Annotated in this window: 13 protein-coding genes; 7 read left to right on the forward strand and 6 right to left on the reverse strand. The window is 64.7% G+C overall.

Going from position 1 to position 13192, the window contains the following annotated elements; genetic code table 11:
* Positions 1–23: 23 nt before the first annotated feature.
* Positions 24–1316: a chromate efflux transporter gene (chrA, locus tag AC2FNY_RS02215; RefSeq protein ID WP_496801497.1), complete on the forward strand. Its 1293-nt coding sequence runs from the start codon at positions 24–26 to the stop codon at positions 1314–1316.
* 80 nt (positions 1317–1396) lie between these two features.
* Positions 1397–1852, forward strand: coding sequence for an SspB family protein (locus tag AC2FNY_RS02220; RefSeq protein ID WP_234136601.1), 456 nt, complete (start codon positions 1397–1399; stop codon positions 1850–1852).
* Between the two features lie 64 nt (positions 1853–1916).
* Here the strand turns inward: AC2FNY_RS02220 and AC2FNY_RS02225 are convergent, their stop codons facing one another.
* A complete protein-coding gene (locus tag AC2FNY_RS02225; RefSeq protein WP_496801498.1) occupies positions 1917–2468 on the reverse strand; it encodes a hypothetical protein in 552 nt (183 codons plus the stop codon).
* A 163-nt stretch (positions 2469–2631) separates the two neighbouring features.
* Here AC2FNY_RS02225 and fumC point away from each other — a divergent pair, with 163 nt between their 5' ends.
* Genes fumC through AC2FNY_RS02245 form a run of 4 tightly spaced genes read left to right on the forward strand, consistent with a single transcriptional unit; the run spans position 2632 to position 5056 of the window.
* Positions 2632–4026 (forward strand): class II fumarate hydratase, encoded by a 1395-nt coding sequence (gene fumC / locus AC2FNY_RS02230; RefSeq protein ID WP_496801499.1) that lies wholly within the window; start codon positions 2632–2634, stop codon positions 4024–4026.
* Positions 4026–4202 (forward strand): DUF4169 family protein, encoded by a 177-nt coding sequence (locus AC2FNY_RS02235; RefSeq protein ID WP_234166667.1) that lies wholly within the window; start codon positions 4026–4028, stop codon positions 4200–4202. Before fumC ends, AC2FNY_RS02235 begins: the two co-directional genes overlap by 1 nt.
* Positions 4199–4420, forward strand: coding sequence for a ribbon-helix-helix domain-containing protein (locus tag AC2FNY_RS02240; protein ID WP_234136597.1), 222 nt, complete (start codon positions 4199–4201; stop codon positions 4418–4420). The genes AC2FNY_RS02235 and AC2FNY_RS02240 overlap by 4 nt, the downstream gene beginning before the upstream one ends.
* A 30-nt stretch (positions 4421–4450) precedes the next feature.
* The gene (locus AC2FNY_RS02245; protein WP_496801500.1) at positions 4451–5056 is read left to right on the forward strand and encodes a DNA-3-methyladenine glycosylase I; all 606 of its coding nucleotides are present in this window, start codon (positions 4451–4453) and stop codon (positions 5054–5056) included.
* 45 nt (positions 5057–5101) lie between these two features.
* On the opposite strand, the gene AC2FNY_RS02250 is transcribed toward AC2FNY_RS02245, so the two are convergent.
* From AC2FNY_RS02250 to AC2FNY_RS02265, 4 genes are all read right to left on the reverse strand, one after another.
* Complete coding sequence (locus tag AC2FNY_RS02250; RefSeq protein WP_496801501.1) at positions 5102–5983, reverse strand: fructose bisphosphate aldolase; 882 nt, start codon at positions 5981–5983, stop codon at positions 5102–5104.
* Positions 5984–6051: 68 nt separating this feature from the next.
* Positions 6052–7404: a cytochrome P450 gene (locus tag AC2FNY_RS02255; protein ID WP_234136594.1), complete on the reverse strand. Its 1353-nt coding sequence runs from the start codon at positions 7402–7404 to the stop codon at positions 6052–6054.
* A complete protein-coding gene (locus AC2FNY_RS02260; protein ID WP_496801502.1) occupies positions 7401–8633 on the reverse strand; it encodes a hypothetical protein in 1233 nt (410 codons plus the stop codon). The genes AC2FNY_RS02255 and AC2FNY_RS02260 overlap by 4 nt, the downstream gene beginning before the upstream one ends.
* 152 nt (positions 8634–8785) lie before the next feature.
* Positions 8786–9538 carry a cytochrome c biogenesis CcdA family protein gene (locus AC2FNY_RS02265; RefSeq protein WP_496801696.1) on the reverse strand — a complete coding sequence of 251 codons (753 nt, stop codon included), beginning with the start codon at positions 9536–9538 and terminating at the stop codon, positions 8786–8788.
* Positions 9539–9663: 125 nt separating this feature from the next.
* Between AC2FNY_RS02265 and AC2FNY_RS02270 the strand changes: the two genes are divergently transcribed.
* Complete coding sequence (locus tag AC2FNY_RS02270; protein WP_234166672.1) at positions 9664–9897, forward strand: sulfurtransferase TusA family protein; 234 nt, start codon at positions 9664–9666, stop codon at positions 9895–9897.
* A 34-nt stretch (positions 9898–9931) separates the two neighbouring features.
* On the opposite strand, the gene AC2FNY_RS02275 is transcribed toward AC2FNY_RS02270, so the two are convergent.
* A complete protein-coding gene (locus AC2FNY_RS02275; RefSeq protein WP_496801503.1) occupies positions 9932–12883 on the reverse strand; it encodes an Rne/Rng family ribonuclease in 2952 nt (983 codons plus the stop codon).
* Between the last annotated feature and the right edge of the window lie 309 nt (positions 12884–13192).

Here is a 13192-nt window from a genome sequence, read left to right on the forward strand (position 1 = left end):
CGTGACAGCTAGAGGGTGCGGGCATGACGGTAAAAACCTCCGAGGGCGGAACGCATGCTACCACCGCGCCAGCGCCGCCACCGGCACTGACCGAGATGGCCAGCGTTTTCGGCCGCATTGGCCTTCTCTCCTTTGGCGGGCCAGCGGCACAAATCGCGCTGATGCATCGCGAACTGGTCGAGACCCGCCCCTGGCTGGACGAGCGGGCCTATCTGCGTGCCCTGTCGCTGTGCATGTTGTTGCCGGGCCCCGAAGCCATGCAACTGGCCACCTATGCCGGCTGGCGTCTGCGCGGGGTGACGGGCGGGTTGCTGGCGGGAGCGTTGTTTGTGCTGCCCGGCGCGCTGGTGATCGCCGCGCTGGTGGCGGTCTATGTGCAGGTCGGCAGCGTGCCACTGGTACAGGCGGGTTTTCTGGGCATCAAGGCTGCGGTGATCGTGATCGTTGTAGAGGCGCTGCGCAAACTGGCCGCCCGAGCGCTGAAGACGCCCTCAGCCTGGATTATCGCCGGACTGGCCTTTATAGCGATCTTTGCTTTGTCACTGCCTTTTCCGCTGATCGTTCTGGCGGCAGCACTCTGGGGGGTTTTCCGAACCGCAGCGGGGGCACCGGACAAGACCGCCCTGCCCCCGCCGCCCTATCGCATTGCAGCCACCCTGCTGGTTCTGTGGCTTGGGCCACTCCTGCTGCTGGAGTTATCTGACGCGCCCCTGCTGGCCGACATAGGCTGGTTCATGGCCAAGCTGGCCGTCGTCACCTTTGGCGGCGCCTATGCGGTGCTTGCCTATATGACCCAGACCGTGGTCGATCAGTATCACTGGATCACCACCACACAGATGATCGACGCGCTGGGCCTGGCCGAAACCACGCCGGGCCCGCTGATTCTGGTAACCCAGTTCGTCGCGATGCTAAGCGCCTATCTGGCCGGTGGCGCGGGGCTGGCAGCGCTGGCGGGTCTGGTGGCACTCTGGGCTACCTTCGTGCCCTGTTTCCTTTGGATATTCACCGCCGCACCCTATCTCGACCATATCGCCGGACGCCCGCGCCCGGCGGCGGCCCTGGCCGCGATCACTGCAGCCGTGGTCGGCGTCATCCTGAACCTGTCACTGTGGTTCACGCTGCATGTCTTGTTCACCGATATCTCGATCCTACACGCCGGTCCGGTGTCGCTGCCCGTCCCGCGACCGAGCAGCCTCGACCCGCAGGCGCTGGCCCTTGCGGCGCTGGCAGCACTCTGGCTGATCCTGCTGCGCCGGGGCATGGGGGAAACGATATTGCTGCTGGTGCTGGCCGGCACAGGCAGTCATTTCATCTAACTGCGAAATGCGGCGCTGGATCTCTTTTGTTTCCAGCCGAATCCCCTATGCTGGGCTTCAAGACGGAATGAGGGCACTACATGTCGAGAGACATCGACTACGGCAACCTGATGCACACCGCGATGCGCGGCCTGATCAAGACGGTTCTGGCGGATGTGGCACAGCACGGCCTGCCGGGCGCGCATCACTTTTTCATCACGTTCGACACCCAGTACGAAGGGGTGCAGCTGGCCGATTGGCTGGCCGATCGCTATCCGGGCGAAATGACCATCGTGATGCAGCATTGGTACGAGAATCTCGACGTGGGCGAGGACGGGTTCGCCATCACGCTCAATTTCGGCGACTCGCCGGAACCCCTCTACATCCCCTATGACGCGATCCGCACCTTTGTCGATCCGTCGGTGGAATTTGGCCTGCGTTTCGAAAGCCCCGATTTCGACGAGGATGACGAGGACGATATCGAGGTCGAGGAAGAGCCCGACGCGCCCAAACCCGATGCCGAGGTGGTGTCGCTGGACAGTTTCCGCAAACCCTGATCCGCGATCGCATCCCAAACGCCCGCCATCCTTGCAAGAATGTGGCAGGCGTTGCGAAACCGGACTATTGTTTCTGCAAGAATGTCTCGACCGACTTGGCTGGGCGACCGTTCTTGACGCGCGAGAAATTCAGGATCAGCCCGCCCTCGGCAAGGGTTCGGTCGAATTGCTGCATCTCGTATCCGCCGTCATCGGCCACGAACAGCGAGAACACCGTCAGCGTATCGCCCGCGATGCGGCCCCAGACATAGGGCTCTCCCTTCATCGGATCGAGTTGCACGGTATGGCCGAATACATTGCGTCGCATCGCGGCGGCATAGACTCCATCGCGGGTGCTGGGCAGGAAATCGACCGAATAGTCGCTTTCCTTGATACGACCGTCCGGTTTCTGGATGGTGGTCGACCAACTGACGGTGAACCCGTCCTTGGTCTCTTCGATCATCACATCCATATCGCGCATCTCGGTACTGCCATCGGCGCGCTGCACCTCGGCGCTGCCCATATAGGTACCGGCAAAGCGCGCGGCCTCGCCGGCAAAGGCAATCGGCACCAAGAGCAGCAGCACCACCAGCGCCAGTACCGGACGTGTCAGGGCGGACAGGGGAATGGCAGGCATCGGGTGCTCCTGAATGCTGGGTTTTCACGATCATATTACAGGCCGCGCGCGGCGGAACAATGAACGAGTTCACGCAGCCCGCTGATTTGATCGCCCCGGCGCTATACCTTGCCCGCGCCAGACCCTATCTTTGGCGCAACCACGCCACGAGATGGAGAGGCAGATGACCGCGACCCGCACCGAGACCGACAGTTTTGGCCCGCTGGAGGTGCCCGCCGACAGGTATTGGGGTGCCCAGACCCAGCGCTCGATCCAAAACTTCCCCATCGGGTGGGAACGTCAACCCCTCGCCATCATCCACGCGCTGGGCGTGGTGAAAAAGGCCTGCGCCCTGCGCAACAGGGAAACCGGCGCGCTGGCCCCGGAACTGGCCGATGCGATTGTCGCAGCCGCCGACGAGGTGATTGCGGGCAAGCTGGACGACCATTTCCCGCTGGTGGTCTGGCAGACCGGTTCGGGCACCCAGTCGAACATGAATGCCAACGAGGTTATCGCTAACCGCGCCATCGAACTCTTGGGCGGGACGCTGGGCAGCAAGGACCCGGTACACCCGAACGACCATGTGAACATGGGGCAATCCTCGAACGACACCTTTCCCACCGCGATGCATGTGGCGGTGGCAATGACCGCGCGCGACGTACTGCTGCCGGGGCTGCGCGCCCTGCTGGCGGGGCTGGAGCAGAAGGCCGAGGAATTCAACGGTATCATCAAGATCGGCCGCACCCATACCCAGGACGCGACGCCGCTGACCCTGGGACAGGAGTTCTCGGGCTATGCCCATCAGATCCGCATGGGGCTGGCCCGGATCGAGAGCGCCTTGCCCGGCATCCATGAACTGGCCCAGGGCGGCACCGCCGTGGGCACCGGCCTGAATACAAGCGCGGGCTGGGCCGAGGCGGTGGCCGCCAACATGGCCCGGATCACCGGCCTGCCGCTGGTCACCGCGCCCAACAAGTTCGAGGCGCTGGCCGCCCATGACGCGATGGTCTTTCTGTCCGGCGCGCTGGCGACGGTGGCGGGCAGTTGCTACAAGATTGCAAACGACATCCGCTTTCTGGGCTCCGGCCCCCGCTCGGGCCTGGGGGAATTGATCCTGCCCGAAAACGAACCGGGCAGCTCGATCATGCCGGGCAAGGTCAACCCTACCCAGGCCGAGGCGCTGACCCAGGTCGCCGCCCATGTGATGGGCAATGACGCGGCGATCAAGTTCGCAGGCTCGCAGGGGCATTTCGAACTGAATGTCTATAACCCAATGATGGCATTTAACCTGTTGCAATCCATGCAACTTCTGGGGGATGCGGCGGACAGCTTCACACAGCGGATGCTGCTGGGCATCCGCGCCAACACCGCCCGGATCGATCAGTTGATGCGCGAAAGCCTGATGCTGGTCACCGCGCTGGCCCCCACCATCGGCTATGACAACGCCACCACGGTCGCCAAGACCGCGCACAAGAACGGCACCACCCTGCGCGAAGAGGCGGTGCGGCTGGGCTTTGTCGACGGCGAGACCTTTGACCGGGTGGTGCGCCCCGACCAGATGATCGGGCCGCGCGACTGATGGGCAAGCCGGTCAACCTCAACCAGTTCCGCAAACAGAAGGCGCGCGCCGAGAAAAAGGCGCGTGCGGACGAGAATGCAGTGAAATTCGGCCGCAGCAAGGCCGACAAACAGCTGGACCGCGCCCGCGCCGACAAGGCCCGGCGCGATCACGACGGCCACGAGGTCGAGGAATGAGCGGCCGCCCTGTCAAACGCTCGCTGACGCTGCGGGGGCACCGCACCTCGGTCTCGCTCGAGGATGCGTTCTGGCGAGCCTTTCGCGAGATTGCAAAGGAAAAGGATATACCGATCAATGTCCTGGCGGGCGACATTGATGCGGCGCGCGACCCCGAGACCGGCCTCGCGTCGGCCATCCGCGTCTATGTTCTGACATGGTATCGCCGCAAGGGGTAAGGCGCACTCCACCACAGCAAAGGAGACAATATGAGCACCATCCCCGGCCCCGACGGACAGCCGCGCTGTCGCTGGTGCAATGCGGCGCCGGAATTCTTCGACTATCACGACCGCGAATGGGGCTATCCGGTGGATGACGACCGGCGCCTGTTCGAAAAGCTCTGCCTTGAGAGTTTTCAGTCCGGCCTCAGCTGGCGCACCATCCTGGCCAAGCGCGAGAATTTCCGCGCCGCGTTCGACGGCTTCGACTGGACCCGCATCGCCGCCTATGACGACACGGATATCTCCCGGCTGCTGGGCGATGCCGGCATCATCCGCCATCGCGGCAAGATCGAAGCGGTGATCAACAATGCCCGTCGCATGGGTGATCTGCTGGCCGAACATGGCAGTCTGGCCGCCTATGTCTGGTCCTATGAACCTGCGTCCTCCGACCTGCCTGAGCCGCAGACGGCCAGCATCATCCCCGCCTCGACCGCGATGTCGAAGGATTTGAAGAAACGCGGCTGGAAATTTGTCGGCCCCACCACCGTGTTTGCCTTCATGCAGGCGATGGGGCTGGTCAACGATCACGCGCGCGGCTGCGTCATGCGGGACAAGGCGGCGCGGATGAGGGCCGAATTCACGCCGCCCAAATGAAAACGGGCCGCGATATCGCGGCCCGGTCTCTAAACAGCGCCGGATTTACAGCGAAGCGCGATAGATCTTGTCGATATTGCCGCCCAGGGCCGCGTTGAACTCGGCATCCGACTGCTGTTTCGACAGGCCTTCGGTCAGCGCGCGCGAGAAGGAGGCGATCATCTTGCCGTTCCGGCTCAGCAGATCGCAGGCCTGATCGGTGGAATAGCCACCCGACAGCGCCACCACCCGCACCACGCGGGGATGATCGGCCAACGCGTCATACAGGTTGGCCGTGCTGGGAATGGTCAGTTTCAGCATCACGTCCTGCCCCTCATTCAGGGTGTCGAGATGTTTCAGGATTTCCTCCTTCAGCATCTCTTCGGCCTGAGACTTGGTGGTCGAGTGGATGTTCACCTCGGGCTCGACAATCGGCACCATACCGGCGGCGATGACTTCGCGTGCCACGTCGAACTGCTGTGCCACCACCGCGGCGATGCCTTCGGCATTGGCTTCGTGAATAACCGAGCGTTCCTTGGTGCCGAATACGCCTGTCGCCTTGGCCAGGGTCGCGGCCAGACCCGGGATCGGCTTCATCATCTGCACGCCATTGGCCTCGTCTTCGAGACCCTTGTCGATCTTGAGGAAGGGCACGACACCTTTGACGTTCCACAGGTAATCGGCCACGCCGCGGCCCTCGATGCTCTCGCCCAGGGTACGTTCGAACAGGATCGCGCCGATCACCTTCTTGCTGGTGAAATCGTCGGCCAGGATGATCCGGGCGCGCATGCGCTGGATCTCGGCGAACATCTCTTCCTCGGAGCCGTATTGCGCCGCGTCCACACCATAAAGCGCCAGCGCCTTGGGGGTCGAGCCGCCGCTCTGATCCAGGGCCGCAATAAAGCCCGCGCCATTTGCCATCTGTTCGCGCATTTGTGCCTTGGACATAAGTCTTTCCCGTCTAAATGATTCCGCTTGGCACCGCATACAGTAAGGCAAACGCGGATGGTAGGATGTTAGCGCTCAACCACGCGCAGCCAGATGCCATCTGCCGCCCGGACGGTCAAATGCGCCACCGGAACCGGGTCGCGCCCCGCAACCCGCTCGAACCGGAACCGGCTGAGCAGCATCGACAGGATCAGCGGCCCCTCGACCATGGCAAACCCGGCCCCGGTGCAAACACGCGACCCGGCCGAAAACGGCATATAGGCAGTGCGCTGGCAGGTCTTGCCATTCTCGGTCTGCCAGCGAGTGGGGTCGAAGTCATCCGGCCGCTCCCACAGGCGTTCGTGCCGGTGCAGGTGCCAGGGGCTGAGGACGATCTGCGCTCCCTTCGGTACATCGCGGTCGCGAAAGTGTTCGGGGCAGGTCGTCTCGCGCACCATCATCGGCACCGGGGGATACAGGCGCAGCGCCTCGCGGAACACATCGCGGCTGAGGCGCAGTTTCGACATCACGCTGAAATCCGGGGCACCGTCCAGCGCCCGCGCCTCCTCGGCCAGCTTGTCCTGCCAGTCGGGGTAAAGCGCCATCAGGTACAGCGTCCAGGCGAGCGCCGAGGCGCTGGTTTCGTGCCCGGCCAGGAAAAAGATCGCCACCTGATCGACCATCTCGTCGGTGTCGAACCGGTCGCCCGTCTGCGGATCCGTGGTGGTCATGATCTTGGTGGCCAGGTCGTCGGGCGCGGTGCCGGCGCGGATCTCCTCCATCCGGGTGTCTGTCAGCTGCCGGATCAGGCCCCGGATCACGGCTGCATTGCGCCGGGTCTCGCGCGAATGGAACCGGGGCACCCAGCGCGGCACCGGCACGAATGCCGCAAGGTTCAACAGCGGCTGCGCCCGCTGATAGGCCCGGAACCGGGTGAACACCTGCGCCGCCACCTCATGCTCGATCGGGATCGAGAACAGGGTGCGGAAGATCACATCCGCTGCCGCGTGGCTGGTGACCTCTTCGATCTCGGTCTCCTGCCCGGCCTGTGCCGCCAGCCGGTTCACCGCCGCCTCCGAGGCCGCCCACATGGCAGGAAAGGTATCGCGCAGGCGCCCTCCTTCAAAGGCAGGATCGATGATGCGCCGCTGGCGTTTCCAGGTCGCGCCATTGGTCAGAAAGACCGAATTGCCCAACAGCGGCCGCAACCCCTCGCTGATGCGGTTCGACTTGGGGAAATCGTCGGGCCGTCCCTTCAGCACCGTGTCCACCAGGTCAGGCTGGTTCACCAGATACGAGCGAAAGAAGGGCGTGCGGAACTCGGCCATCCAGGCGCGGTACAGCCGCGCGGGCTGCGCCGACAACAGATCCTGGCGGAACAGCTTGAGATAGCGCCAGAGCGAGACCTTGTCCGGGCGCGCGGGGGGTTTGGGCGGGATCATGCGGCGCCCATGTCGGTATATTTGCTTACCGCCCGGTCGATCCGCGATTTCGACGGCGCCCGGTCGCGATAGCGCACGGCCAGCGTCTGCGGCCCGGCAGTGATGCGGAAATAGTCGTAGTCCCCCACCCGGTCAAAGGCGCAGAGATACTGAAAATGCAAACGGAAAAAGCGCCAGCGCAACTCGGCCCAGCGGGCCGCGCTCAGCGTCTGGGTAAAGGCCGCCGACAGCACCAGCGGCCAGCGCTTACCCGTCGCCGGGGCAACCCCGCTGACCGACACCGGATCGCACAGCGCGAAGGCACAGCCATCGCCCGGGGCCGAGACATCGACCCAGGCCAGCTCGTCCCGTGTGCAGAGAAAGTGCAGATCGGCGCGCAGCCGCTGCGCCTTGGGTAGGAACGAGACCATCGGCACCACCTGCCCCAGGGTCAGAAACCCCAGCGCCGGACCGTCCGCGGGCACCCTGCCCGCGCGGATCAGATCGGCCAGCACCGATACGCCCACATGCGCGCCCGAGGAATGACCCACCACCAGCACCTCGTCAGCCTCCCCCGACAGGGCCTCGGCGATACGGTCGGCGAATTCACCGATCCGCGCCTCCAGCTCGGGCGGATTGGCGCCGCGCCAGCGCGCCGAATAGGCATAATCATGCATCAGGTAATAGGCAAAGAAGGTGCCATCCTTGGCGCGGAACCACCGCAGCAGATAGACCGCCGCGCCCGCGCCCGCTGCCATCCCGGCCAGCGCGACAAGCGGCCATCCGGTCAACTCGCCCAGCCGCCAACCCAGCCAGACCAGCAGCAGTGCCGCCAGCAACTGCGCCAGCAACATCCCCACCGGGTAAAGCGCGGCGATCACCGGCCCCTTCCGCAGCCGCATCAGCCGCCACAGCACGCCCGACGCGATATAGGTCCAGGCGGTGCGCGCCAGCTGCGCATAGGTGGCCGGGATCGTGTTCGACATGCTGCCGCGCACGATATCGGACCAGACCAGCACCTCCACATCCGCCGCGACCGCCTCCCCCTCCTGTTCGGAACTGACATGCCAGCCATAAGGGCCCTTGGTGGTCTTGGGCTTCAGCGTGACGGAATAGCCCGAGATCCGCGCCTGCTCGGCGCTTTCCTTGCGATAGAGCTCGCGATACCGGCGGGGATGAATCGGGTCGTAGCCGGGGATATAGAACACCCGGCGTCGGCGCACCTGACCTGCGGATGGAACACTGCTCATGGCTCGACCTCTTTGACCCGAGCCTAGCCGATCACTGGGGCAAGATTAAGCCCAAGCAATGGCAGCGCCTGCTTCTTTCTGGTTCGAAATACTCTCGGGGGGCGGCGGGCCAAGGGCCCGGCGGCGGGGGGCAGACAGCCCCCCGGCCCCGCTCAGCCCAGCACCGCCAGCGCCGGAAAGGTTTCCAGCAGCCACCAGCTGAACTGGGTGAAGAGGCCCGTGACCAGCATGATGCCGACAAACAGCAACAGCCCGCCCATCACCTTTTCGATCAGCCCCATATGCGGCTTGATCCGGTTCATCACCGCCATCGAGCGGCTGAGGAACATCGCCGCCAGCAGAAACGGCACCCCCAGCCCCGCCGCGTAGACACCCAGCAACAGCGTGCCGCGCGCCACCGAGGCCTCGGACGCCGCCAGCGACAGGATCGCACCCAGCTGCGGCCCGATACAAGGGGTCCAGCCAAAGGCAAAGGCCAGACCCAACACATAGGCGCCAAATACCGAGCCGCCTGCGTCGCCGGTCTGCATCCGCGCCTCGCGATCCAGCAGCGGAATGCGAAAGACACTCAGAAAGTGCAGGCCAAAGACGATGACCACCACGCCCGAGACCTTGGCGAAGAGTTCCTGATTCGACAGGACAAAGGCGCCAAAGGCCGAGGCGGTGAAGCCCAAAAGCAGAAAGACGGTCGACAGGCCAAGCACAAAGAACAGTGCCGCCAGCGTCGCCTTGCGCCGGGCGGCGACCTGGTCCTGGATCTCGCCCAGGCTGACCCCGCTCATATAGGCCAGATAGGGCGGCACGATGGGCAGCACACAGGGGCTGAGAAAACTGACGATCCCGCCAAGGAGCGCCACGAACATGGCGGGCAAAAGCCCCGCGTCGATGATCTCTATTCCAAACATGACCTGCACATAGGTGATCGCTGCGGCCGCGTCACGGGGCCATGCGGTCACATCCTCGTGGCCGTGTTGTAGCAATGTCGCGCCGGGCGCTGGACAGGCGCGCGGCCCGGGCGTATCTGCGAGGCATGACCGACGATTTCGAGACCCTCGACGCGCTGGGGCTGCTCTGCCCCCTGCCCGTGCTCAAGGCCCGCAAGCGGCTGAAATCCATGGCGCCCGGGGCGGTGCTGCGGCTGTTGGCCGACGATCCGGCGGCGGTGGTGGATGTGCCCCATTTCTGCGCCGAGGCCGGTCACGCGCTGATCGGCCAGGACGAGGCGCCGGGCCACCAGATTTACCTGATCCGCCGCGCGGAATGAAAAAGGCGGGTCCCTGAGGGGCCCGCCTTTTTGGTTACTGTCCCAGCGACCACCAGCCGCGCCGTTTCGGCTTTGGCGGGCTGTCGGGTTCTGCCTCGGCCTCGGCCACCGCCAGTTCGGGCGCCGCCTCTGCCTGCGCCACTTCCGGTTCGAGCGCCGCTTCCGGATCTGCCGGGGCCGCTACGGTATCCTCGGCAGGCTGCGCGACCGTCTCGGCCACGGCCTCGGGCGCTGCTGCCTCGACGACAGGAGCAGGCTCGGGTTCGGCCACAGGGGCCTCCGCCTCGGATGCGGCTGGCTCGGCTTCGACGCTTTCCGCTGCCGGGGCCTCGGCCTTTTTGCTGCGACTGCGCGGTTTGCGCGGCTTGGGCGTTTTCTTGACCGGCGCCGCCTCAGCCTCGGCATCCGCCTCGGCCGGGGTATCGCCAGCGTCGCTTTCAGCTGCGAGGACATCCGCGCTTGCCACCGCGTCGGTGGGCGCCTCGGCAGCCGCTTCGGCCTTGACCGGTTTCTTGCGCGTGCGCGTGCGCTTTCTCGGGGTCTTGGCCGGAGTCTCAGCCTCAGCCACGGCTTCAACCTCGGCTTCGCCGCCCTCGACCGCTGCAGGTTCCGCCTCGGCCTCGGTCACCGCTGCGGCTTCGGCTGCCTCGGGCGCGGCATCCGCCGCATCCTCGACCGCCTCGTCACCGCTGTCGCCATTGTCGCCGTCGGCCGTGCTGTCCTCGCCACTATTGCCGCCGTTCTTGCGCCGACGCCGCCGACGCCGTTTCCGCTTGGGCTTGCCGTCGCCGTCCCCTTCGCCAGCTGTTTCGCTGCGGGGTTCGGTCCGGGCCTCTTCGGCCTCGTCCTCGTCCTCGGCGGCCTCGTCGGCGTCGATCTGGTCCATCAGCCGCGAGTCGACCGAGACCACGGGCGCCTGGGCCTGCGGCACCGCGCGGGTAGCGGTTTTGAACTTCTCAAGGCTGAAATCGGGGCTGACCAGATGCGCGTCGCCCTCGATCCGCACACTCAGACCATAGCGCGCCTCGATCTGCGCGATATGCTCTCGTTTCTGGTTCATCAGATAGTTGGCAATGCCCACCGGGCAGCGCACCAGCACCTCGCGCGAGCGGCGGCGGGTGCCTTCCTCCTCGATCTGACGCAGGATGCTCAGCGCCATGTTGTCATCCGAGCGGATCAGGCCGGTGCCGTGGCACGAGGGGCACGGCTGGGTCGTGGCCTCGATCATGCCGGGGCGCAGGCGCTGGCGGCTCATCTCGAGCAGGCCAAAGCCCGAGATCCGGCCCACCTGGATGCGGGCGCGATCGGATTTCAGCTTGTCCTTCAGGCGCTTTTCGACGGCGGCGTTGTTCTTGCGCTCGTCCATGTCGATGAAGTCGATCACGATCAGACCGGCCAGGTCGCGCAGGCGCAACTGGCGGGCCACCTCTTCGGCGGCCTCGAGATTGGTCTTGAGCGCGGTTTCCTCGATCGAGCCTTCCTTGGTGGCGCGGCCAGAGTTCACGTCAATCGCAACCAGTGCCTCGGTCACGCCGATCACGATGTAACCGCCGGATTTCAGCTGCACCGTCGGGTTGAACATCGAGTTCAGGTAGCTTTCCACCTGGAAACGCGCGAACAGCGGCAACTGATCCTCGTACCGCTGCACGTTCTTGGCGTGGCTGGGCATGATCATCTTCATGAAGTCCTTGGCGATGCGGTAGCCGCCTTCGCCCTCGACCAGAACTTCGTCGATATCGCGGTTGTAGAGGTCGCGGATCGAGCGTTTGATCAGGTCGCCTTCTTCATAGATCTTGGCAGGCGCGATGGATTTCAGCGTCAGTTCGCGGATCTGCTCCCACATGCGCTGAAGGTATTCATAGTCGCGCTTGATCTCGGCCTTGGTGCGCTTGGCACCGGCGGTGCGCACGATCAGGCCCGCGCCCTGGGGCACGTCCATCTCGGCGGCGATCTCTTTCAGCTTCTTGCGGTCGACGGCGTTGGTGATCTTGCGGCTGATCCCTCCGCCACGCGCGGTGTTGGGCATCAGGACGCAATAGCGGCCCGCAAGGCTCAGATAGGTGGTAAGCGCCGCGCCCTTGTTGCCGCGCTCTTCCTTGACGACCTGCACCAGCATCACCTGGCGCACCTTGATCACTTCCTGGATCTTGTATTTGCGCGCGCGCGGCTTGCGGACCGGGCGCAGATCCTCGGCATCGTCCTCTTCGGCGATGGATTCGATGCTGTCATCCTTAGAGGCGGCATCGGCCTTGCCACGACGGGGGCGCGGCGTATCCTCGCCATCATCCGCGTCCTCATCCTCGTCATCGGCGTCGTCAGCGCGATCCTCGGCACTGTCCTGCGTGGTGTCACCGTCGGCCTTGGCCGTATCGGTGTCATCGGTCGTATCAGCAGCCTCGCCCTCGGCCTGATCCGTGGCCTCATCGGCCCGGTCCTCGGGCTCTTCCACCGGGGTATCGGCCACGCGTTCCATCGGCGAGCTGCCCTCGGGCACTTCGAACATGTCGCGGTCATCGCCCTCGTCGAGGTCGATCGTCTCCATGCCGCTGATCTCAGTCGCGCTCACGTCCTTGGTTTCGACCGGATCCGAGCTGCGCAGGCTTTCGGCCTTGCTGCGCGACCGGCTGCGGCTGCGCTTGGGCTTCGGGCGCGACTTGCCGCCCTCTTCATCCTCGTCGCGCGCCTTCTGCGCCTCCGCATAGGCGCGCTCTTCCTCCATCAGCGCCTGGCGGTCGGCGACGGGGATCTGGTAGTAATCGGGATGGATTTCCGAAAAGGCGAGGAACCCGTGACGGTTGCCGCCGTAATCGACAAACGCCGCCTGAAGCGAGGGTTCGACCCGCGTGACCTTTGCCAGATAGATATTGCCAGCTAGCTGGCGTTTGTTTTCGGACTCAAAATCGAATTCCTCGACCTTGTTGCCGTCGACCACCACGACGCGGGTTTCTTCCGCGTGGGTGGCATCAATAAGCATCTTCTTTGCCATGTTTCCTTGGTGCACCGCGCAATGCGCGCCCTCCCAGGCGGCAGAACCGTCCTAAGGGGGTTACGATTTGGCGGGTGTCTTGTCAGGGCGATATGAGACGCCGCGCGGCAGAGATCGGCGCTTGGCCCCTCTGCTCGTCCACTCAAAAGTTGCGCGCGCGTCATCGCGGTTCTTCTCCGACAGGTCGGGCGTTTCCCGGGCCTGCCCATTTATTCCTGTCACCCGGCAAGCGGGCGAAGGCATTGTATTGCCCCGGTTAGGGGCCAATCGGTCTGCTTTGTCTCCGGGATCTGTGCCAGCGGGGGCAGA

The organism is Ruegeria sp. BHSC223 (assembly GCF_059613025.1).